Origin of the sequence: Dankookia rubra, from assembly GCF_004355005.1 — a bacterium.
Classification (GTDB): domain Bacteria; phylum Pseudomonadota; class Alphaproteobacteria; order Acetobacterales; family Acetobacteraceae; genus Paracraurococcus; species Paracraurococcus ruber_A.
Window position 1 is genome coordinate 37,357 of the sequence record NZ_SMSJ01000019.1, and the last position, 21,516, is coordinate 58,872.

The window sequence follows — 21,516 nt, forward strand, 5'->3', positions numbered from 1 at the left end:
TCAGGGCGCCGTCAGGGTGAAAGGGATGTCGCCGCGGGTGATGTGGCCATCCACCGCCAGTACCTGCCAGCGCAGTCGCCAGGCGCCGGAGACCAGGGTCGCGGCGGCGACCGGCGCTTCGAGCACCGTCGGCTCACCCTCAGGCGCCGGGTCCAGGGGCACCTGCACCGCATCCGGCCCGACCAGCACCAGCCGGCTGCGGCCATGGTCGATGCGGCTGTTGAAGCGGACGGTCACCTGCCGCGGCGCGACAGCCAGGCTGGCGCCGGCGGCGGGGTCGGAGGCGACGACCACGGCATGTGCGGCGGCCTGCACCGGCCAGGCCAGGAAGGCCAACAGCAGGAAGGGCAGCAGCCGGCTGCCAGTACGAACCAGGAGATGGAGCGAGGACAGGGCAATTCTCCTCGGGAAGGAGGATCATTCCTTCCCTGGTTGCAAGCGCGCCGCAACCTGCCGCAAAAATCAGATGGCGCAAGATGCGGCGGTCCCGGATGCGATGCGGTGTGGCATGACGGGGTGTGCGTCAAAAGCGGGGGACGTGGGGGAATGCGAATCATACTGGCGCAGCCCAGGGGTTTCTGCGCCGGGGTCGTCCGGGCAGTGGATATTGTCGAGCGTGCGCTCGAGAAGTATGGCCGGCCGGTCTATGTCCGGCACGAGATCGTACACAACCGCCGCGTGGTGGAATCGCTGGAAGCCAAGGGTGCCCGCTTCGTCAAGGAGCTGGACGAGGTGCCCGCCGGCGCCGTCACGGTCTTCTCGGCCCATGGTGTCTCCCGCGCGGTGGAGGAGGATGCCGCAGGCCGTCGCCTGCCGGTGCTGGACGCGACCTGCCCGCTGGTCTCCAAGGTGCACAATGAAGGCCGGCGCTACCTGTCGCTTGGGCGCACCGTGATCCTTATCGGCCACGCCGGGCACCCGGAGGTCGAGGGGACGTTGGGCCAGATTCCCGGGGAGGTGCACCTGGTTGCCAGCGCCGAGGCAGTCGACCGCCTGCCGATCCCGCCCGACCGGCCTGTCGCCTACGTGACCCAGACCACGCTGTCGGTGGACGACACTCGTGCGACGATCGAGGCACTGCGCCGCCGCTTCAGCGACATCCAGGGGCCGGATACGCGGGATATTTGTTACGCCACGCAGAACCGCCAGTCGGCGGTCCGGGAACTGGCGGGGCAGGTGGACGTGTTGCTGGTTGTCGGCGCGGCCAACAGTTCCAATTCCAACAGGTTGCGGGAGATCGGGACGGAGCAGGGGGTGCCCTGCTACATGATTGCTGACGCGACGGCGCTGCAGCCGGACTGGCTGCGGGGGGCGGAGACGGTGGGAATCACGGCTGGGGCCTCCGCACCGGAAGCCCTGGTGCAGGAAGTGATCGCGGCCATCGCCGAGCTCCGCTTGGTCGAGGTCTCGACCATGGGCGGGGTCGTCGAGGACGTGCAGTTCAAGCTACCGGCCGCGCTGCTGGAGCCCGAGGCGAGCGCGGCGTCGTGACCGCCCGCCGTCTGGCGCGGGTCTGATCCGCCGGGAATGGGTGTGGTTCTTGCCAGGGATGCTATGGCATCCGTGGGTTATCATCGCGGGCCGGCGCGTTTCCCAGCCAGGGACCCCGCCCGAGGAGGAGTGGACGGCGTATGGGTATCCCGCTGCGGCAGCAGATCAAGGTCGGCGCCTATATCCTGAAACAGCATCTGGCGGGGCGGAAGCGCTACCCGCTGGTTTTGATGCTGGAGCCGCTGTTCCGCTGCAACCTGGCCTGCGCCGGCTGCGGCAAGATCGACTATCCCGACGCCATCCTGAACAAGCGCCTCTCGGTCGAGGAATGCCTGGACGCGGTCGACCAGTGCGGCGCCCCCGTGGTGGCGATCGCCGGCGGCGAGCCGCTGCTGCACAAGGAGATGCCGGAGATCGTCGAGAAGATCCTGGCGCGCGGCAAGATTATCATCCTCTGCACCAATGCCCTGCTGCTGGAGAAGCGGATCGAGCAGTACAAGCCGCATCCGCGCTTCACCTGGGACATTCACCTGGACGGCGACAAGGACCAGCACGACTGGGCGGTGTCCCAGACCGGGGTCTACGACCGTGCCGTCGCGGCGCTGAAGGATGCCAAGGCGCGCGGCTTCCGGGTGGCGATCAACGCCACGCTGTTCAACAATGCCGAGCCCGAGCGCATGGCGAAGTTCTTCGACAGCGTCACCAAGATGGGCGTTGACGCCATCATGGTCTCGCCCGGCTATGCCTATGAGCGTGCCCCGGACCAGCAGCACTTCCTGAATCGCCGCAAGACCAAGGAGCTGTTCCGCGGGATCTTCGCCCGCGGCAAGGGCAAGGGCTGGAAGATGGGCAACAGCCCGCTCTTCCTCGACATGCTGGCGGGCAACCAGACCTACCACTGCACGCCCTGGGGCAACCCGACGCGCAACATCTTCGGCTGGCAGCGGCCCTGCTACCTGCTGGGGGAGGGCTATGCCAAAACATTTGCCGAGCTGATGGACGAGACCGACTGGGACAAGTACGGCACCGGGAACTACGAGAAATGTGCGGACTGCATGGTGCATAGCGGGTTCGAGGCGACCGCCGTGGTCGATGCCGTGAAGCGCCCCTGGAAGGCATTGGCGGTTCAGATGCGCGGCCCGCGAACCGAGGGCGAGATGGCCCCCGAGATCGACCTGACCAACCAACGCCCGGCGGAATACGTGTTCAGCCGCCATGTCGAGAAGGCGATGGGCGAGATGGCGCACGAGCCGAAGCGTGGCGCGAAGCACGGCGGCACCGCGCCGCCGGCCGTCGCCGCCGAATAAGCGCCTCTCCCGGGGAAGGCGCCCGACGCCTCCAGGCGGTTTTGCCCTCCGGCGATCCGCTTCAGCCCTCCGCCCACATCCGCAACAGGTTGGCGCGGGCGAGCTGGACGCGGAGGGCGGCATCCTCGACGCCCGCCTCCGCCAGGTGCAGGTCGAAGAGCAGCGCCCGCCGCGCCGCGTCCCGCACCCGGCTCTGCACCCAGCCGAAGGCAACCAGCCTTTCACCGGACAGCACCGGGGCGACCCGGTGCAGACTGGACGCGGGATAGAGCGCGAGCAGCCCTGCCTCGGGCGCCACCTCCCGCTCGCCGCCGATGTTCTCGATCACCAGCGCGCCGCCGTTGACCTCGCCACCCAGGAACAGAGTCCAGGCCAGGTCGGTACGGACAGCGCCCGGGCCTTCGCCCATCAGCGCGTTGGCGACATGCCGGCCGTAGCCGCCGCCGGGCAGGGTGCGGCTGAACAGCGGCCGGGTCATGCGCAGCGGCAGGGCGGCGGAGGTGAAGACGGGATGCGCTCGCAGCGCCGCTTCCAGCTCCGCCGCCGCGGCGCGGGTCGCGGCATGGGCGGGCTCGGCCTGCAGGTTCCGCTTCACCGCGGCGGCCGCGGCGCCCGCGGTGCCGCGGCCATCCTGCCAGGGCGCCTCCGCCAGCAGCGTGCGGAGCCGCACCAGCGCCGCCGTGTCCAGAATTCCCCCGATCGGCAGCATCGGCGTTCCCCGGCCTCCTCGCTTCCCATAATATTGCAATCCAGTCGCAACACCGAGATGCCATGACTTGCTACCGCCCCCGTATCTGGCTTGGCCTCGGGATTTCCGTGCTGCTGGCCGGCGCCGCCGACCCGGTGCGGGCCGCCGATCCGGGCTGCGTTGCCGCCGCGCCGGCGCCGCTCGGCGAGGCGGGCGAGAGCGGCGAGGCGGGCGAGGGCGGGCCGGCGACCCCCGCTTCGCGCGCCCTGCTGCTGGACCGCATGGCAGCGCAGATCGAGGGCGCCGCGGCAGCCCGGGCGGCCGGCGATGCCGAAAGCGCCGACATCCTGGTCGCCGCCGCGACCGACGAGGGACCAGCCCGCCTCGCCCGCCGCGGCGACGGTCCCGATGCAGCGCTGGAGGCGACGCTCGCCCCCTTGGCCGCGGCACCCGCCGATGCCGCGGCCAAGGGGGCGGCGCTGCGCGCGGTGGAAACCGCCATCCCCACCACCCCGCCGGTCGAGCGAGCGGCGGGGCTTACCGCCCTGGCGCTGGAGGCCTTCGGTGCGGCGCAGGAGTGCGGTCGCCTGACCGACCGCGCCGCCTATGCCGAGGCGCAGGCCCTGGCCCGCCGCGCCCTCGGCCTGCTGCGAGCCCTGCCGGGTCAGGCGGCGCAGGAGATGGTGAGCGACCTCAGCCGCCTCACGATCCTTTTGCCGGTGCAGCCGCCGGCCGCCCTGCCGGCCATGGGTGCGGTCTCGGCGCTGGTCTCCCACGCGCTGCTGGCGGCGAGCGACGCGGGGCGCTGACGGCTTTCGATTGCCACGCTTTCCTTAGCCGGCAGAATGCCCCTGGGCGCCGCGCCACGCCGGCGCATGCGGGAGGAAAACGACATGCGGTTCCAGGATCGCGCGGTGCTCGTCACCGGCGGGGGCAGCGGAATCGGCCAGCAGGTCTGCTACGCCGCGGCGAAGGAAGGTGGCCGGGTCGCGGTTGGCGACCTCGACCCCGAGCGCGCCGAGACCACGGCGGCCGAGATCCGCCAGCGGGGCGGGGAGGCGCAGGCCTTCCGCATCGACGTCGCCCAGCCCGCCTCGGTGAACGCCTTCGTCGAGGCGGCGGAGACCACGCTCGGCCGGCTCGACGTGCTGGTGAACTCTGCCGGCATGCGCGAGATCGTGCCAGTCCTCGACCTGTCCTTCGAGGAATGGCAGCGGATCATCACCGTTAACCTGACCGGCACCTTCCTGCCGAGCCAGGCCTTCGCCCGGAAGCTGGTCGCGGCGGGGAAGACCGGGTCGATCGTCAATCTCGCCTCCACGCTCGGCCTGATGGCGGCGCCGAACCGGGCGGCCTACACGGCGTCGAAGCACGGCGTCGTTGGCCTGACCAAGGAGATGGCGCTCGAACTCGGCGAGAAGGGCATCCGGGTGAATGCGGTGGCGCCGGGCGTGACCCGCACCGCGATGACCGAGCGCTATTTCCAGGATCCCGTCTATTCCGAGGTGGTCCGCGGCATCCACGCGCTGGGACGCTGGGGGGAGGCGGACGAGATCGCCCGCGCCATCATGTTCCTCGCCGCCGAGGAGAACGGCTTCGTCACCGGCAGCATCCTGACGGTGGATGGCGGCTGGACGACCGGGAAGAAGATGTGAAGGAAGGCTGGGGAGAAGGTGTTCTCCCCAGACCCCTCATCTATTTCTGTGAGTCTGGCACTCGCCGCGCGGCGAGTGCCAGACTCACAGAAACGGGAAGGGTAGGGCTTGGGGAGGGAATGCCTTTTTCCCTCCCCAACCTTGCTCAGCCTCCCGCGACGCCCTGCGTGTTGACGTAGAGCGAGAAGAGCGATTGCGCCGCCGACATGAACAGCCGGTTCCGGTGGCGGCCGCCGAAGCAGAGATTGGCGCAGCGTTCCGGCAAGTGAATATGCCCGATCGGCTCGCCGCCGGCGTTCAGCACGCGCACGCCGTCGTACTCCGCCGTCATGCCCCAGCCGCACCAGAGGTTGCCGTCGATGTCGACGCGGAAGCCGTCCGGCGTTTCTCCCGGCTTGCAGACGTAGAAGACCCGGCGCTTCGCCAGCTTGGTACCGCCGACGACGTCATAGGCCAGGATGTTGCGCGGCTCCGACCGGCTCTCGATGATGTAGAGCAGGCTTTCATCCGGGCTGAAGGCCAAGCCGTTCGGATGGTCGATGTCGTCGGCGACCAGCGTGATCTCAAGGCTCTGCCCATCGACGCGGTAGACATTGGTGTGCGGCAGCTCGGCCTGCAGCTTGTTGCCCTCATAGAAGGCATAGGTGCCGAAGGGCGGGTCGGTGAACCAGATGCTGCCGTCGGACTTCACCACCACGTCGTTCGGGCTGTTCAGCTTCCTGCCCTGGAAGCTTTCGGCGATGACGGTGATGCTGCCGTCGTATCCGAAGCGCACGACGCGTCGGCCGGCATGTTCGCAGGCGATGATGCGGCCCTGGCGGTCGCGCGTATGGCCGTTCGCGTTGTTCGACGGCTTCCGCCACTCGGATACCGTGCCGGTCGTCTCGTCCCATTTCAGCACGCGGTTGTTCGGGATGTCGGACCAGAGCAGGCAACGCGCATCGCCCAACCAGACCGGGCCCTCGCCCCAGCGAGAGCCGGTCCAAAGCTTCTCCACCGCCGAGAGCGCCAGGTGATACTTCTTGAAGGACGGGTCGAGCGCGACGATCGACGGGTCCGGGTAGCGCTCGCTCGGCTGCCAAGTCATGGCATTGTCTCCCCCTTGGATTGCGGCGGCGATCCTGCCGGGCAGGGGGCGCCGCGCCAAGGGGTCACGCCATGCGGGTGACGTAGGCCTTCATGCTCTCCACGTCGTGCTGGTGCAGCATGATGCGGTACTTCACCATGTCGCGGATGCTGACGATGCCGGTCAGCTCGCCATCCTCGGTGCAGACCGGCAGGTGACCGAAACAGCTGCGGTCCATGATCTCCATGGTCAGGTCGACCGGCATTTTCGGGTCCACCATCGTCACGTCGCGGGTCATGATGTCGGCAGCCTTCAACTCGAGTACCGCTTTGCCGCGCTGCGAAAAGGCTTCCACCACGTCGCGTTCCGAGAGGATGCCGACGAGCTTCCGGGCGGCATCCATCACTACCACCGCGCCGATCCGGCGAGTGGCGACCACATGCGTCACCTCCGCCAGACCGGTTTCCGGCACGACAGAAATGATGGATGCGCTCTTCCCCGTAAGGGCGGTGGCGATGGTCTTTCCTGGCACTCCCTCTCCGTGCGGACATGCTTTGCTTGGGCGATTGGACACATATCGAGCCGATGCAGCGCACCACAACGCGAACGACGACGGGAACGACCGAGGCAAAGGTGAAAATGCGTTCATCTTATCGGCGGGATGCGGACAGGTCCTGCTGCCCGGCAACCAGGGTGCGGCCGAGCGACGCTACCTCCTCGCCCCGCCCGGGCTAAGCTGGAGGCCGGGGAAGGAGCACAGGCCATGGATATCGGCCCAGCCGCAACGCAGCAGGCCGCGCCCACCGGCGCCGAGGCCGTGCCGGACAGCCGCGGGCTGAACCTATGCCGGGTCGACCCTTGGCTTGTGCCGGTGCTATCGCTGTACTTGCCGCCCGACCTGCTGGCGCACCTGGCGCCTCATCTTGACCGCATTGGGGCGCTGGCCGGCGGCAGGCTGGACGAGTTGGCGGGGCTGGCCGACCGCAATCCGCCGGTGCTGCGTCACCGCACACGGCGTGGCGAGGATGCCCAGGCGATCGAGTACCACCCGGCCTATCGGGAGATGGAGCGGATCGCCTTCAGCGATTACGGGCTGGCGGCGATGTCGCATCGCCCCGGCGTGCTGGGCTGGCCGGCGCCGATGCCGCCGGCGGCGAAATATGCGCTGACCTATCTTTTCGTGCAGGCGGAGTTCGGCCTTTGCTGCCCGCTGTCCATGACCGACGCGCTGGCCCGCACGCTGCGCCGCTTTGGTGACCCGGCGCTGGTCGCACGCTACCTGCCGGCGCTGACCGCGACCGACCTCGACGCCCTGCGCCAGGGCGCGATGTTCATGACGGAACAGGGCGCGGGGTCGGACATCTCCGCGACCGCCGTGCTGGCCGAGGAAGCCGCCGACGGCACCTGGCGGCTGACCGGCGACAAGTGGTTCTGCAGCAATGCCGATGCCGGGATGGCTCTGGTGCTGGCGCGCCGCGTCGGTGGCCCCGCAGGGCTGCGTGGCGTCTCCCTGTTCCTGCTGCCGCGGGAACGGCCAGACGGCTCGTCGAACGCCTACCGGATCGTCCGGCTGAAGGACAAGCTGGGGACCAAGAGCATGGCCTCCGGCGAAGTGCGCCTCGATGGCGCCACCGCCTTCCTGGTCGGCGAGCCGGAGGCCGGCTTCAAGCAGATGGCGGACATGGTCAACGCCTCCCGACTGTCGAACGGCATGCGCGCCGCCGGGCTGATGCGCCGGGCGGTCACGGAAGCGGTTTTCGTCGCGCGCCACAGGATTGCCTTCGGCCGCCGCCTCGTCGAGATGCCTCTGATGCGCCGGCAACTGATGAAGCTCGTGCTGCCCATGGAGCAGGCGCGTAGCATGGTCTTCCAGGCGGCGGAGGCGCTGCGCCGAAGCGACGCCGGGGAGGACGGCGCCTATGCCCTGCTGCGCATCCTGACGCCCTTGCTGAAATTCCGCGCCTGTCGCGACGCCCGGCGCGTCACCGGCGACGCGATGGAGGTGCGTGGCGGCTGCGGCTATATCGAGGAGTGGGCCGACCCGCGCCTGCTGCGCGACAGCCATCTCGGCAGCATCTGGGAGGGCACCAGCAACATCGTCGCGCTCGACGTGTTGCGCGCGGCGCAACGCGAAGGCTCGTTGCCAGTGCTGCGGGCGCATGTCGCCGGGCTGCTCGGCAACGGTGCGGCGCTGGAGGGGGCGCTGCCGCTGTTCGACCGCGCCGCGGCGCTGGCCACGCGGGCACAGGACCACCCGGCACTCGCCCGCCAAGCCGCCAGCGCGCTCTACCACCTGACCAGCGCCGCGGCGATGACCTGGGAAGCCGGGCGGCTGGACGACCCGGCGCGGCTGGCGCTGGCGGAGGCCGTGCTGCGCCATCGCGTGCTGCCCCGCGACCCGCTGGCCGATGCGGACGAGGTCGTGCCCGACGCCTTGCTCGACCGCGTGCTGGCCGCCTGATGGACGGCGCGCTCTCGCCTCGCGCCGCGGCGACACGGCAACGTATCCTGGACGCGGCGGTGGCGGAATTCGCCGAAAAGGGCTTGGCCGGCGCGCGGGTGGACGAGATCGCGGCGCGAGCCGGCGCCAACAAGCGGATGATCTACGCCTATTTCGGCAACAAGGAGGCATTGTGGCTGGCGGTGCTCGAGACCGCCTATTCCATGAAACGAGCGGAGGAACGTGCGCTGGCGGTGGATGCGCTGCCGCCGGAGGAGGCCATGGCGCGGCTTGTCGCCTTCAACTTGCGCTACACCGCGGCGCATCCGGAATTTGTCGCGTTGCTGAACCAGGAGAATATCCACCGCGCCGCCTACCTAGCCGCCAGCGACCAAGTGCCGGCGATGTACTCGCCGCTGGTCGGGCAGATCGGTACGGTGCTCGCGCGCGGGGAAGCGGCCGGCGTCTTCCGCGCCGGGGTCGATCCGGTGCAGCTCTACATAACCATAGTCGCGCTCGGGCATTTCTACGTGGCGAACCTGCATACGCTCTCCACCATCTTTCGCGCCGATCTCGGCGATCCGGCTGCGCTGGCGGCGCGAGAGGCCCATTGTATCGCCGTGATCCGCGGCTATCTGCGGCCATGATGCTGCATAAGCTTCTGGTGCAGACCGTCATCGCGCTGCTGGCGCAGGGCTGGTTGCTGTATCGCGGCGCCCGCACCGCGGACTGGCCGGCGGGCTGGGCCTTCCTGGCGCTGTTCGGCCTGGGCAGCATCGTCGTCGGGCTGTTCCTGCTGCGGCACGACCCGGCGCTGCTGCGCGAACGCATGACCCTGCCGGCGCATGGCAACCAGCCGCGGCGGGACAAGCTGCTGCTGCTGGCGGTCGGCCTGCTGTGGTGCTTCTGGCTCTTCGGCATGGGGCGGGACGCCGCGCACCACCGCTTCGCCGCGATGCCGGCTTGGCTGCAGGGGATCGGCGCGCTGCTCTTCGTCGGCGGCTATGCGGTGACCACCTGGACCTTCGCCGCCAACAGCTTTGCCTCTCCCGCGGTGCGGATGCAGCCGGAACGCGGCCACCATGTCGTCGACACCGGCCCCTACGCCTGGGTGCGGCACCCGATGTATGCCGGTGCGCTGCTTCTCTTCCTCGGCATGCCGCTGCTGCTGGGGTCGCCGCTCGGGATGCTAGGCCTGCCCATCGGCGCCGCGATCCTGGCGCTTCGGGTGGGGTGGGAGGAAGCGGCGCTGCGGGAGGGCCTGCCCGGCTACGACGACTATGCCCGTCGCGTCCGCCACCGCTTCGTGCCCGGTCTCTGGTGAAAAGGGCTGTGGTGAAGCTTGACCGCCCGGGGCGTGACGCGCCAAAGTAACCAGCCGGTTACCCAGACCGGCCAGCGGGAGGGAAGCATGGCGGAACGCCGCATCGGCATCATCATGAACGGCGTCACCGGCCGCATGGGCACCAACCAGCACCTGGTGCGCTCCATCGCCGCGATCCGCGCCGATGGTGGCGTGCGGCTCGCCAATGGCGACCGGCTGATGCCCGACCCGGTCCTGGTCGGCCGCAACCGCGACAAGCTGGAAGCGCTGGCCCGCGCGCACAATGTAACGCGCATCTCCACCGACCTCGACGCCTGTCTGGCCGATTCGAAGGACGAGCTCTTCTTCGATGCTGCGACCACGCAGCTCCGTGCCGGGCTGATCCGCCAAGCGATTGCCGCCGGCAAGCATATCTATGTGGAGAAGCCGACCGCCGACCGGCTGGAGGATGCGCTGGACGTCGCCCGCCGTGCCAAGGCAGCCGGGATCAAGCACGGCGTGGTGCAGGACAAGCTGTTCCTGCCAGGCTTGCGAAAGCTGAAGATGGTGATCGACAGCGGCTTTCTCGGCCGCATCTGCAGCGTGAAAGGGGAGTTCGGCTACTGGGTCTTCGAGGGCGACCTGCAGCCGGCGCAGCGCCCGTCCTGGAACTACAAGGCGGCCGAGGGCGGCGGCATCATCCTCGATATGCTCTGCCACTGGCGCTACGTGCTGGACAACCTGTTCGGCGAGGTGGAGGCGGTGAGCTGCCTCGGCGCCACGCATATCCCGGAGCGGATCGGGGAGGACGGCAGGCCGTACCAAGCCGATGTGGACGACGCGGCCTATGCGACCTTCCAGCTCAAGGGTGGTGTCGTGGCCCACATCAACAGCAGCTGGGTGACGCGCGTCAGGCGCGACGACCTTGCGACCTTCCAAGTGGACGGCACGCATGGCAGCGCCATCGCCGGCCTGCAGAAGTGCTGGACGCAGAGTCGCGTCAACACGCCGAAGCCGGTCTGGAATCCCGACATCCCGCAGCCTATCGACTTCTTCGCGGGCTGGCAGGAGGTGCCGAACAGCCAGGATTATCCGAACGGCTTCCGCGTGCAGTGGGAGATGTTCCTGTGCTACCTCGTCGGCGAGACGCCGATCTTCCCCTGGGACCTGATGGCGGGTGCCAAGGGCGTGCAGCTGGCGGAGGCGGGGCTGCGGAGCTGGCGCGAGCGGCGCTGGATCGATCTGGAAAAGCTCGAAGCATAAGGCGGGGGGAAGGTATTCCCCCCGAGCCCCCCATCTATTTTGGGAGTCGGCTGCCGCCACGCGGAGGGTGCCAGACTCACAAAAGGAAAGGGGGGTGCGGGGGTTCTTCCCCGCTCTTGCTTCCTTTGCGGGAGACCGACGATGCCGACCATCATCCTGCCCACCGCGGACGGCCTGAAGCCCTTCACCCTGAGTGCGCCGCGCGCCTTCCCCAAGGCGACGCCACCCGTCCCGCGCCTCGCGCTCGCCGCCGCGCATGTCGTGGCCGATCCGCTGGCCGAGCAGGACCCCTGGCTCGACGCCAGGGTCGACTGGGACCGCACCATCGCCTTCCGCCGGCACCTCTGGTCGCTCGGGCTCGGCGTGGCGGAAGCCATGGACACCGCGCAGCGCGGCATGGGCCTCGACTGGACGGCAGCGCAGGAGCTGATCCGGCGCAGCCTCGACGCCATGCAGGACATGCCCGGCGCGGTGATGGCCAGCGGCGCGGGCACCGACCACTTGGCACCCGACCCCGACGTGACCATCGACGACGTCATCCGCGCCTACGAGGAACAGTGTGCCGCGATCGAGCGGATGGGCGGCCGCATCATCCTCATGGCCTCGCGCGCCCTGGCCAGGGCGGCGCGCGGGCCGGCCGACTACGAACGCGTCTATGCCCGCATCCTGTCGCAGGTGAAGCAGCCGGTGATCATCCACTGGCTGGGCGAGATGTTCGACCCCGCGCTCGACGGCTACTGGGGCGAGGCCGACCACTACAAGGCGATGGAGACGGCGCTGGCCGTCATCCGCGACAGCGCCGCCAAGGTGGACGGCGTGAAGATCAGCCTGCTCGACAAGGAGAAGGAGGTCGCCATGCGCCGCCGGCTGCCGGCCGGCGTGCGGATGTACACCGGAGATGACTTCAACTACCCCGAGCTTATCGCCGGCGATGCCGAGGGTCATTCCGACGCGCTGCTCGGCATCTTCGACCCAATTGCCCCGGCGGTCGGCGGTGCGCTGGCGGCGCTCTCGGCTAAGGACCTCGCCGGCTTCCACGCCATCCTGGCGCCAACCGTGCCGCTGTCGCGCCACATCTTCCAGGCGCCGACCCGCTTCTACAAGACCGGCGTGGTCTTCATGGCCTGGCTGAACGGCCACCAGGGACACTTCACCATGGTGGGCGGCCAGCAATCCACGCGCAGCATCCGGCATTTCTCCGAGCTGTTCCGGCTGGCCGACGTGGCGGGCCTGCTGTCCGACCCGGACCTGGCGGCGGCGCGCATGCGGTCGCTGCTCGCGGTGCACGGCGTCGCATGAGCCCGCCCGGTCCGCTGTCGCTGAACACCGTCACGGTGAAGGAACGCTGGGGCCTTGCCGACTGCATCGAGGGCTGCGCCCGGCACGGCATCCCCGGCATCTCCCCCTGGCGCGACGTGCTGGCCGCCATGGGCGTCGAGGCTGCGGCGCGGCGGATCCGCGACGCGGGCCTGACAGTCACCGGCCTCTGCCGCGGCGGCATGTTCCCCGCCGCCGAAGCTACCGGTCGCGCCGCCGCGATCGAGGACAACCGCCGCGCCATCGCCGAGGCCCAAGCGCTCGGCGCCGCCTGCCTGGTCATGGTCTGCGGCGGCCTGCCGCCCGGGTCGAAGGATCTGCCCGGCGCGCGGGAGATGGTGCGGGACGGCCTGCACGCCATCCTGGCCGAGGCGCGCGCCGCCGGCGTGACCCTGGCGCTCGAGCCGCTGCACCCGATGACCTGCGCCGACCGCAGCGTGCTCAGCACGCTCGGCCAGGCGCTCGACCTTTGCGACGAGCTCGGCGCCGGCACTGGCGTCGCGCTCGACGTCTACCACGTCTGGTGGGACCCGGCGTTGGAACGCGAGATGTCCCGCGCCAAGGGCCGCATCGCCGCCTTCCATGCCTGCGACTGGCTGGTGCCGACGACCGACCTGGTCTTCGACCGCGGCATGATGGGCGACGGCTGCATCGACATCCCGCGCATCCGGGCGCTGGCGGAAGCGGCGGGCTACCGCGGCTTCGTCGAGGTCGAGCTGCTGTCGAGGCGCTGGTGGGCGGAGGACCCGGACGAGGTGCTGCGCCTGATCAAGGCGCGGCACGCGACGGCGTGTTGAGCGGCGGGGTTCAGCGCCCCGCCATCGCCTCCAACACCGGCAGCAGATGCGGCCGGAGCCCGGCGAAGTTCTCGCTCATCGGGAAATGACCGAGGCCCGGCATGATCACTGCCGTCGCGCCCGGAATCGCCGCCGCGGTCGCCCTTGTATCCTCCGGCCGGCAGGAATAGTCGAACTCGCCGCACAGCAAGGCAACCGGGCAGCGCGCGGTGTCGATGCGGGCGAGCTTGCCGCGGAGGTCGCCCTCCTCGGCGTAAAAATGCAGGTCGCCGCGGAACACGCCGGGGCCGCCCTGCATGTAGTGCCATAGCGTCTCCCATTTCCCCGCCTCGGGGGCGGTAGGGCCGACCAGCCCCGAGACCATCGCGCCGCAGACCTCGCCGCCATGGATGCGCGCGTGGTGCAACACCGAAAGGTCGTAGTAGCTGCCCGTGAAGGCGCTGCCCTGCAGGCCGATGACGCCGCGCAGCGCATCCGGATGCTCCGCCGCCAAGTCCAGCACGATCCGCCCGCCGATGGAGCAGCCCATGACGACCGGCCGGTCGAGCCTGAGCGCCCGCGCCACCGCCATCACCAGCCCGGTATAGCCGGCGGTGGTCAGCCGGTATTCCTCGCCCTCCCAGCCCGCGGGCGGGGAGGACTTGCCATGCCAGGGCATGTCGAAGGCGATGCAGCGGAAGCGTTGCGTGATCTCCGTGTCGTTCAGCAGGTCGCGCCATTGCCGTCCGTCGCTGCCGGCGGTGTGCAGCAGCAGCAGTGGCACGCCCTCGCCGGCCTCCTCGACATAGACGCGGTGCGGCCGGCCTTCGATGTCCATCCGCAGGTAGCGGCCGGTCACCGGCTCGAAGGACGGCTTGCCCCAGGGGGCAGCGGGCGCCGCGGGCTTCGCCGGCGCCGGGCCCTGGCGCAGCAGCGCCAGCGCGCCCTTGAACCAGGCGAGGTGGGCGAAGAAGGTGGTGGTGTCGCCCTCGATCCGCAGCGCGCCCTGGCGGCGCAGCGCCAGCAGGTCGTGCCAACCGGGTACCGGGGCGGGGGCGAGAAAGCGCGCCATGCCCTCGGCGGTGATGCGCAGCGCCAGGGTGAAAGCGGGCAGCACGAAGGGGCCGCGCTGCAGCGCCGCCACCTCGCCGCGTCGGATCGAGGCCAGCCAAGCCTTGTCGCCGATCTCGATCAGCACATCGGCATCCAGCGTGCGGCCACGGCGTTCCAGCGCCGCCTCGGCCGCCACGCGCGTCGGCCATGCGGCCATCGCCTGATCCATGGGCGTTTCCTCCTGTCCCTTGCGGGCAGGCTATCGCCGGGGCGGCTCGCGGTCACGCGGCTTGCCGGCCGGCGCGGCATACCGTTAGCGTTGCGCAGCGGACCAACCGCGGGAGGAAAGCATGACGGACCCCAGGATGCCCCGGCCCGGCCGGCGCGGGGCCATGGCGCTGGGCGCCGGGCTGCTCGTCGGCGGCGCCCTGCCGGCCCGCGCCATCACCAGGGCCGACGTGAAGCCGCCGGGCTTCCCGCTGGAACGCGGCGCGAAGCTGCGGGTCCTCCGCCCCGCCAAGTACATCGACCCGGACGAGGCGATCTTCAACGCCAATACCCGCCGCTTCACCGAGCAGACCGGGATCGAGGTCCGCGTCGACTACGTGAACTGGCCGGACATGCCGGTGCAGGTCGCGGTCGCCACCAATACGGGGCAGGGGGCCGATGTCCTCATCGGCTTCAGCGCCGACCCGCACCTCTATGCCGACAAGCTGCTCGAGGTCACCGACCTCGCCGACTATCTCGGCGCGAAGTACGGCGGCTGGTACGAACTGGCGGAGACCTATGGACGGCGCTGGAAGTCGAAGTCCTGGCTCGGCCTGCCGATGGGCGGCACCACCGGGCCGGTGGTCTACCGCAAGTCCTGGGTGAAGGAGGCCGGGTTCGACGGCATCCCGAACGACCTCGGCGAATTCCTCAAGCTCTGCCAGGGGTTGAAGCGCATCGGCCATCCCTGCGGCTTCGCGCTGAGCCACGCTCCGGGGGACGCGCCGGGCTATGCCAACTGGCTGCTCTGGTCGCATGGTGCGTCGCTGGTCGATGAGGACGGCAAGGTCACGCTGGACAGCCCGGCGACGGCGCGGGCGCTCGACTATGCGAAGGCGATGCAGGAGACGATGGTCGCCGGGACCATGGCCTGGAACGGCGTCAGCAACAACCGCGCCTTCATCTCCGGCGAGATCGGCCTGACCCAGAACGGCGTCTCGGTCTATTACTCGCTGAAGACCGCGGCCGACGCGGCGCAGAACGCCATCGCCGCCGATACCGACCATGCGGAGATGCCCTATGGCGCCGCGAAGAAGGCGCCGGAGACGGCGCTGACGCTTTGCGCCATGGTGCCGAAATACACCAAGGTGCCGAATGCGGCGAAGGAGTACATCCGCTTCATGATGGAGGCGGAGCAGTACGACCCCTGGCTGACTGGCTGCCTCGGCTACTGGTCGCAGCCGCTGAAGGCCTATGCGCAGAGCGCGGTCTGGGCCTTCGACCCCAAGCTGAAGGTCTATAGCGACGCCATGGATACCCCGTTCTACGAGGGCTATCGTGGCCCGATCACCCCGGCTGCCGGCGCAGTCGGGGAGAACTGGGTCGTCGTCGACATGTTCGCCCGCGTCGTCACCGGCCAGCAGAGCCCGGCCGAGAGCATGCGGGAAGCGCAGCGCGCGGCGCGGCGTTGGTACAAGACCTAGCCGCCCGGTCGTCCGCAGGCAAAGCCGAAGGACGTGAACCGGCCGGCCAAACATGAGAGAGGCCACGTCCATGCTCACCCAGGCCCAGAAGGACGAATACGACCGCGTCGGCGCCATCGTGGTGCCGGACGTCCTCAGCCCGGCCGAGGTCGCCGAGCTGCGCGCGGTGACCGACGGCTTCGTCGAGCGCGCCCGCGCGATCACCGCGCATGACGCGATCTACGACCTTGAGGACAGCCACACCCCGGCGCAGCCCCGCGTCCGCCGCATCAAGGCGCCGCACCTGCACCACGCGGCCTATGCGGCGCTGGTGCGGCACCCGAAGATCGTCGCGGTGCTGCAGGACCTCTGGGGTCCCGACATCCGCTTCGACACGGCGAAGCTGAACCTGAAATCGGCCGGCTTCGGCGCCGCCGTCGAATGGCACCAGGACTGGGCCTTCTACCCCCATACCAACGATGACCTGGCCGCGGTCGGCGTGATGATGGACGACATGGAGCTGGAGAACGGCCCGCTGCTGATCATCCCCGGCAGCCACAAGGACCCGGTGGTGCACGACCATCATGGGGAGGATGGCCGCTTCTGCGGCGCCATGGATCCCGGGAAGAAGGAAGTGGACTACCGCGCCGCGGTGCCGCTGACCGGGAAGGCGGGGTCGATCACCGTGCACCACGTGCGGGCGGTGCATGGCTCGGCGCCGAATACCTCGAACCGCGACCGGCGGCTGCTGCTGTTCCAGTTCCGCGCCGCGGATGCCTGGCCGCTGCTCGGCTTTCCCGAGGGGATGGAGGCCTATGACCGGCTGATGGTCGCGGGCAAGCCGACCCTGACGCCGCGGCTCACCCCGGTGCCGGTCAAGCTGCCGCTGCCGCCGGCGGCGAAGCAGGGCTCGATCTACGAGAACCAGAAGGGGCTGAAGAACCGCTTCTTCGCCGCCGCCGCGGAATGATTGCCGGGGTTTAACCCGCGGGAACGAAACGAAGCCCGGCCATGCGGCGTTCCCGCCGTATGGCCGAATCATCTCCCTTCGCCCGCGCCGCACAATGGGCCTCGCACCAGGCCGGGCGGTCCTGGGCCTTCATCACGGCGGTTGTCGTCGTGGTGGTTTGGGCGGTGACCGGGCCGATCTTCGGCTTCTCCGACACTTGGCAGCTGGTGATCAACACCGGCACGACCATCATCACCTTCCTGATGGTCTTCCTGATCCAGCACGCCCAGAACCGGGACACCCAGGCTATTCACGTGAAGCTGGACGAACTAATCCGGGCCACCAAGGGTGCGCACAACCGGCTCATCGCGCTGGAGGACCAGAGCGAGGAGGAGCTGGCGGCGGCCAGGCTGGAGCTGCGGCGGGTGGCCGATGCGGGAAATGCCGCGGCCGAGCAGGCGAAACGGCTGGTGGAGGCGAAGCGATAGCCATCGCCCCCTGACCAGCGGAGCCCGAGGCGCTACATACGGGGAAGACAGGAGCTCGCCCGTGGTCGCCATCACCTCGCCCGCCTTCAAGGAGAACGCCGCCCGCGCCCTGGCCGATCCCGGCCTGCAGAAGGCGCTCGGTACCGCCAAGGGCGCCTTCCTGCAGCGCCGCGCCCAGGCCGTTGCCAACCTGCCGGAATTCGAGCGGCTTCGGGAGATCGGCCGCGACATCAAGAACCACACGCTGGCCAACCTCGACTTCTACCTCGATGCCTATGAGGCAAAGGTGCTGGCCGCCGGCGGCATGGTGCATTGGTGCTCAACCCCCGATGATGCCCGGGCCGTGGTGCTGGAGATCTGCCGCAAGGCCGGGGCGAAGACCGTCACCAAGGGCAAGTCGATGATCTCCGAGGAACTCGGGATCAACGCCCACCTGGAAGCCAACGGCATCCGCCCGGTCGAGACCGACCTCGGCGAGTACATCCTGCAGCTCCGCCAGGAGCACCCCAGCCACATCATCGCCCCCGCCTTCCACCTGAACCGGGAGGACTGGGAAGCCGATTTCCGCCGCCTGCATACAGACCTGCCGGCCGACCGCGTCTTCGCCGAGCGCCGCGACATCCTGGCCGAGGCCCGGACCAAGCTGCGGGAGAAGTTCCTGCAGGCCGATGTCGGCATCACCGGCGCCAATTTCCTGATCGCCGAGACCGGCAGCAGCGTCATCGTCACCAATGAGGGCAATGGTGACCTGACCCAGACCCTGCCACGGGTGCATATCGCGCTCGCCAGCATCGAGAAGGTAGTCCCGACGCTGGAGGACGCGACCAGCCTGCTGCGGCTGCTGGCGCGCTCGGCCACCGGACAGGATTTCTCGGTCTACACCACCTTTTCCACCGGCGCCCGGCGGGAGGCCGACCTCGACGGGCCGGAGGAGTACCACGTGGTGCTCATCGATGGCGGCCGGTCCAACATGCTCGGCACCGACTTCCAGGAGATGCTGCGCTGCATCCGCTGCGCCGCCTGCATGAACCACTGCCCGGTCTATGGCGCGGTCGGCGGGCATGCCTATGGCTGGGTCTATCCTGGGCCGATGGGCTCGGTGCTGACGCCCAGCCTGGTCGGCATCGACAAGACCGGGCTGCTGCCCAATGCCTCCACCTTCTGCGGCCGTTGCGAGAGCGTCTGCCCGGTGAAGATTCCTTTGCCGAAGCTCATGCGCCATTGGCGGGAGCGGGAGTTCGAGCGGCACCTGACGCCGACGGCCCAGCGCAGCAACCTGAACCTCTGGGCTTGGTTCGCCCGGCGTCCCAACGCCTATCGCTGGGCGACCCGGGCAGCGATCGGCGCGCTCGGCCTGCTCGGGCGCGGCAAAGGCGCCTTCCGCTCCCTGCCGCTGGCCGGCGGCTGGACCGAGGGACGCGACCTGCCGGCGCCGGAGCCGGGCGGCACCTTCATGGCCCGCTACGCCCGGCAGCAGCGGGGAGCGCGGCGGTGAGCGACGGACCGGACAGCCTGATAATGGTCTATCTGCGACGGCTCGACGAAAGGATGGATCGGGTCACAGCTGATGTGCAGGAGGTGAAGGCCCGCATGACCTCGGTCGAGCAGCAGGTCGCCAACCTCGCCGCCACCCAGGCCAGCCAATACGCCATCCTCTCCACCCGGCTTGACCTCGTGGAGCCCGCGCGATGACCAAGGAAGCCATCCTCGGCGCCATACGCCGCGGCCTGAAGCGCGGCCCCTTGCCGGCCGAGCAGCAGGCCATGCTGGCCGGGCGGCTGGCAACGCATCCGCGCCACCTGATCCCCGCCCGGTCCCGCCTGCCGCGGCCCGACCAGGTCGCGCTGTTCATCCGCAACGTCGAAAAGGAATTCGGCACTGTCGAGCGGGTGCCGGACCTCGCCGGCGTGCCGGCGGCGCTTGCCGAATACCTGGCGGCGCAGAACCTGCCGTCGCGCTTCGTCATGGCGCCGCACCCGGAATTCGAGGGCATCCCCTGGGCCGACCGGCCGCTGCTGGAATTCGAGCGCCGCCGGGCCGAGGCGACCGATCAGGTCAGCCTGCAGCATGGCTGGGCGGCGGTGGCGGAGACCGGGACGCTGATGCTCCCCTCCGCTCCCGGCCGCCCGACCACGCTGAACCTGCTGGCCGAGACCGAAGTAGTGGTGCTGCGCGCCAGCGCCATCGTCGGCGCCTATGAGGAGGCCTGGGACCGGCTGCGGGCGGAGAACCAGGACGCGCGCTCGGGCGGCTTCATGCCGCGCAACATCATGTTCGTCACCGGCCCCTCCCGCTCGGCCGATATCGAGCAGACGCTGGAACTCGGCGCGCATGGGCCGCGCCGGCTGCACGTCATCCTGGTGGATGACGACTTGGCGGCGCTGCCGATGGGCGATGCAGTCGCGCCGCCGCCGGTGGCGCTGCCCGGCGGTCCCGCCGCCCCCGGCGACTGAGCCTCCCTTGGCGCCCTGGCTGAAATCGGCGGCGCCCGCGCGCCCGCGCGCCCGGCAGGGGCTGACCGAGGCCGAGCGCGCGCTTTGGCAGATCTACACCAGCCGCGCCCAGGTGGCGCCGCTGCCGGGCAAGGCGCTGACCCCGCCGCCCGCACCGCCACCACCGCCCGCGGCCGCCATGCCTGCCCCGTCCGCACCGGTGCCCATACCGCCCAAGCCGCTTCCGGTCCTGCCGCATCGCGGGGTGGAACTGCAGATCGGCCATGCCCCTGCCGGACTCGACAACAAGCGCTGGAAGGCGCTGCGCCGGGGGGACATGCGGCCGGAGCGGACGCTCGACCTGCATGGCCGCCGGGTACAGGACGCGCACGGGGCCGTTCGTCGTTTCCTGCACGACGCCCAGGGCGATGGCATCCGCTGCGTCGCCATCGTCACAGGCAAGGGCTCGGCCGGGCAGGAGGTCGGCGTGCTGCGGCGGGAGCTGCCGCATTGGCTCAATGCGCCGGAGCTGCGGCACCTGCTGCTGGGCGCGGCGCACTATTCTGCCGGCAATCCCGGCGCGGTGGTGCTGCTGCTCCGCCGGGGCAGGGGGGCCAGCCGGTGACGCCCTTCGGCGCCCGGCTACGCGCGTTGCGGGAATCGCGCGGCGTCAGCCAAGCCGAATTGGCCCAGGCGCTACACGTCTCGCCAGCCTATCTTTCAGCGCTCGAGCACGGCCATCGCGGCCGGCCCTCGCCCGGGCTGATTCACCAGGTGAACGAGTTCTTCGGCCTGATTTGGGACGATGCCGAGGAAATGGTGCGGCTCGCCCGCGTCTCGCATCCCCGGGTGGTGGTGGACACTGCCGGGCTGAGCGCCGAGGCGACCGCATTGGCGAACCGGCTGGCACGGGACATCCGCCGGCTACCGCCCGAGACATTGGCTGCCCTGGCGGCCGTGCTGGACGCGCTGCCGCCCGAGAGGTGAAGGATAGGCAAGGCCAGGGAAGAAGTATCTTTCCTGGACCCTCCTGTGTTTCTCTGCATCGGGGCCCACCGCCCAGGACGGAAGGGGAACATGAAAAGGGAATATTCTTCCCTTCCTGCCTTCAGGCCACCAAGGGTCCGCCGAGCAGCCGCGCCGCATGCGTCACATGCCGCCGGCCGTGCGTCTTGGCCGAGACCAGCACCCCGGTATGCCGGTTGTCGTGCAGCGTCGTCAGGCCGAAACCATGGCTATGCAGCAGCAGGAAATGGTCGGTGATACGGACCAGGTACCAGCCGGGCGCCAACCCGTCCCGGGCGAAGTCGACCAGGGAGCGGCGCTTCTCCGGCAGGTCCAGCGCCGCATGCGCGATGCCGACGGCGTCCAGCGCCTCCAGCAGGTCGCGCCAGTAAGCGGTGACGATCGGCCCTTCGGCAGGGTACCAGGCGGGGGCGATGCTGCGGAGCAATACGCCGGCTTCGGCATAGCTGCGGCCGGTGGCCAAGGCGAGGGTGGCGGGCCCGCACCAGGGGGTCTGGCCGAGGTTTTCCTCCAGCAAAGCCAAGTGGCCGCGGAGCGCGGCAGGGGCTTCGGCGCGGCGGCCAGCCTCGGCCTGGGGCGCCTCGTCCATTGG

24 protein-coding genes are annotated in these 21,516 nt (G+C 69.8%); 18 read left to right on the forward strand and 6 right to left on the reverse strand.

The genetic code is table 11. The annotated features are described in order from the left end of the window. Positions 1–336, reverse strand: a complete 336-nt coding sequence (locus tag E2C06_RS15850) for a copper resistance CopC family protein (RefSeq protein WP_206664555.1) — start codon at positions 334–336, stop codon at positions 1–3. Positions 337–546: 210 nt separating this feature from the next. On the opposite strand from E2C06_RS15850, the gene ispH reads away from it, so the two are divergent. Together ispH and hpnH are read left to right on the forward strand one after the other, a co-directional pair. Beyond that, the gene (gene ispH / locus E2C06_RS15855) at positions 547–1,491 is read left to right on the forward strand and encodes a 4-hydroxy-3-methylbut-2-enyl diphosphate reductase (protein ID WP_133289588.1); all 945 of its coding nucleotides are present in this window, start codon (positions 547–549) and stop codon (positions 1,489–1,491) included. Between the two features lie 140 nt (positions 1,492–1,631). Then, complete coding sequence (gene hpnH, locus E2C06_RS15860) at positions 1,632–2,798, forward strand: adenosyl-hopene transferase HpnH (RefSeq protein ID WP_133289589.1); 1,167 nt, start codon at positions 1,632–1,634, stop codon at positions 2,796–2,798. A 61-nt stretch (positions 2,799–2,859) separates the two neighbouring features. On the opposite strand, the gene E2C06_RS15865 is transcribed toward hpnH, so the two are convergent. Next, a complete protein-coding gene (locus E2C06_RS15865) occupies positions 2,860–3,507 on the reverse strand; it encodes a Fe2+-dependent dioxygenase (RefSeq protein WP_133289590.1) in 648 nt (215 codons plus the stop codon). Positions 3,508–3,569: 62 nt separating this feature from the next. Here E2C06_RS15865 and E2C06_RS15870 point away from each other — a divergent pair, with 62 nt between their 5' ends. Both E2C06_RS15870 and E2C06_RS15875 read left to right on the forward strand, forming a co-directional pair. Beyond that, positions 3,570–4,295, forward strand: a complete 726-nt coding sequence (locus tag E2C06_RS15870) for a hypothetical protein (RefSeq protein WP_133289591.1) — start codon at positions 3,570–3,572, stop codon at positions 4,293–4,295. 84 nt (positions 4,296–4,379) lie between these two features. Continuing rightward, positions 4,380–5,141 (forward strand): SDR family NAD(P)-dependent oxidoreductase, encoded by a 762-nt coding sequence (locus E2C06_RS15875; RefSeq protein WP_165982425.1) that lies wholly within the window; start codon positions 4,380–4,382, stop codon positions 5,139–5,141. A gap of 145 nt (positions 5,142–5,286) precedes the next feature. Here E2C06_RS15875 and E2C06_RS15880 read toward each other — a convergent pair whose 3' ends face one another. Together E2C06_RS15880 and E2C06_RS15885 are read right to left on the reverse strand one after the other, a co-directional pair. Then, the gene (locus tag E2C06_RS15880) at positions 5,287–6,228 is read right to left on the reverse strand and encodes an SMP-30/gluconolactonase/LRE family protein (RefSeq protein WP_133289593.1); all 942 of its coding nucleotides are present in this window, start codon (positions 6,226–6,228) and stop codon (positions 5,287–5,289) included. Positions 6,229–6,292: 64 nt separating this feature from the next. Next, the gene (locus E2C06_RS15885; protein ID WP_165982426.1) at positions 6,293–6,739 is read right to left on the reverse strand and encodes a CBS domain-containing protein; all 447 of its coding nucleotides are present in this window, start codon (positions 6,737–6,739) and stop codon (positions 6,293–6,295) included. 231 nt (positions 6,740–6,970) lie between these two features. Between E2C06_RS15885 and E2C06_RS15890 the strand changes: the two genes are divergently transcribed. The 6 genes from E2C06_RS15890 to E2C06_RS15915 all read left to right on the forward strand — a co-directional run bounded on the left by E2C06_RS15890 (position 6,971) and on the right by E2C06_RS15915 (position 13,327). Next, the gene (locus E2C06_RS15890; RefSeq protein ID WP_133289595.1) at positions 6,971–8,668 is read left to right on the forward strand and encodes an acyl-CoA dehydrogenase family protein; all 1,698 of its coding nucleotides are present in this window, start codon (positions 6,971–6,973) and stop codon (positions 8,666–8,668) included. After that, on the forward strand, positions 8,668–9,294 hold the full coding sequence (locus tag E2C06_RS15895) for a TetR/AcrR family transcriptional regulator (protein WP_133289596.1): 627 nt from the start codon (positions 8,668–8,670) through the stop codon (positions 9,292–9,294). The genes E2C06_RS15890 and E2C06_RS15895 overlap by 1 nt, the downstream gene beginning before the upstream one ends. After that, positions 9,291–9,971: a methyltransferase family protein gene (locus tag E2C06_RS15900; protein ID WP_206664556.1), complete on the forward strand. Its 681-nt coding sequence runs from the start codon at positions 9,291–9,293 to the stop codon at positions 9,969–9,971. The genes E2C06_RS15895 and E2C06_RS15900 overlap by 4 nt, the downstream gene beginning before the upstream one ends. Positions 9,972–10,058: 87 nt before the next feature. Next, entirely contained in the window at positions 10,059–11,213 is a 1,155-nt protein-coding gene (locus E2C06_RS15905; RefSeq protein WP_133289597.1) for a Gfo/Idh/MocA family protein, read from the forward strand. A 141-nt stretch (positions 11,214–11,354) separates the two neighbouring features. Next, positions 11,355–12,512 (forward strand): dihydrodipicolinate synthase family protein, encoded by a 1,158-nt coding sequence (locus E2C06_RS15910; protein ID WP_133289598.1) that lies wholly within the window; start codon positions 11,355–11,357, stop codon positions 12,510–12,512. Continuing rightward, a complete protein-coding gene (locus E2C06_RS15915; RefSeq protein ID WP_133289599.1) occupies positions 12,509–13,327 on the forward strand; it encodes a sugar phosphate isomerase/epimerase family protein in 819 nt (272 codons plus the stop codon). Before E2C06_RS15910 ends, E2C06_RS15915 begins: the two co-directional genes overlap by 4 nt. Positions 13,328–13,337: 10 nt before the next feature. Here the strand turns inward: E2C06_RS15915 and E2C06_RS38745 are convergent, their stop codons facing one another. Then, a complete protein-coding gene (locus E2C06_RS38745) occupies positions 13,338–14,588 on the reverse strand; it encodes an alpha/beta fold hydrolase (protein WP_206664557.1) in 1,251 nt (416 codons plus the stop codon). 121 nt (positions 14,589–14,709) lie between these two features. Between E2C06_RS38745 and E2C06_RS15925 the strand changes: the two genes are divergently transcribed. The 8 genes from E2C06_RS15925 (at position 14,710) to E2C06_RS15960 (ending at position 20,885) form a co-directional block, all read left to right on the forward strand. Next, on the forward strand, positions 14,710–16,050 hold the full coding sequence (locus E2C06_RS15925) for an ABC transporter substrate-binding protein (RefSeq protein WP_241671306.1): 1,341 nt from the start codon (positions 14,710–14,712) through the stop codon (positions 16,048–16,050). 70 nt (positions 16,051–16,120) lie between these two features. Then, a complete protein-coding gene (locus tag E2C06_RS15930; RefSeq protein WP_133289600.1) occupies positions 16,121–16,999 on the forward strand; it encodes a phytanoyl-CoA dioxygenase family protein in 879 nt (292 codons plus the stop codon). A 41-nt stretch (positions 17,000–17,040) separates the two neighbouring features. Next, positions 17,041–17,466 carry a low affinity iron permease family protein gene (locus E2C06_RS15935; protein WP_241671307.1) on the forward strand — a complete coding sequence of 142 codons (426 nt, stop codon included), beginning with the start codon at positions 17,041–17,043 and terminating at the stop codon, positions 17,464–17,466. A gap of 61 nt (positions 17,467–17,527) precedes the next feature. Next, entirely contained in the window at positions 17,528–18,961 is a 1,434-nt protein-coding gene (locus E2C06_RS15940; RefSeq protein WP_241671308.1) for a LutB/LldF family L-lactate oxidation iron-sulfur protein, read from the forward strand. Continuing rightward, positions 18,958–19,158 carry a hypothetical protein gene (locus E2C06_RS15945; protein WP_133289601.1) on the forward strand — a complete coding sequence of 67 codons (201 nt, stop codon included), beginning with the start codon at positions 18,958–18,960 and terminating at the stop codon, positions 19,156–19,158. Before E2C06_RS15940 ends, E2C06_RS15945 begins: the two co-directional genes overlap by 4 nt. Then, positions 19,155–19,919, forward strand: a complete 765-nt coding sequence (locus tag E2C06_RS15950) for a LutC/YkgG family protein (RefSeq protein ID WP_133289602.1) — start codon at positions 19,155–19,157, stop codon at positions 19,917–19,919. The genes E2C06_RS15945 and E2C06_RS15950 overlap by 4 nt, the downstream gene beginning before the upstream one ends. 7 nt (positions 19,920–19,926) lie before the next feature. After that, positions 19,927–20,523, forward strand: coding sequence for a Smr/MutS family protein (locus E2C06_RS15955; protein WP_241671309.1), 597 nt, complete (start codon positions 19,927–19,929; stop codon positions 20,521–20,523). Further along, entirely contained in the window at positions 20,520–20,885 is a 366-nt protein-coding gene (locus E2C06_RS15960; RefSeq protein WP_133289604.1) for a helix-turn-helix domain-containing protein, read from the forward strand. Before E2C06_RS15955 ends, E2C06_RS15960 begins: the two co-directional genes overlap by 4 nt. Before the next feature lie 121 nt (positions 20,886–21,006). On the opposite strand, the gene E2C06_RS15965 is transcribed toward E2C06_RS15960, so the two are convergent. Then, positions 21,007–21,513: a hypothetical protein gene (locus E2C06_RS15965; RefSeq protein ID WP_133289605.1), complete on the reverse strand. Its 507-nt coding sequence runs from the start codon at positions 21,511–21,513 to the stop codon at positions 21,007–21,009. Between the last annotated feature and the right edge of the window lie 3 nt (positions 21,514–21,516).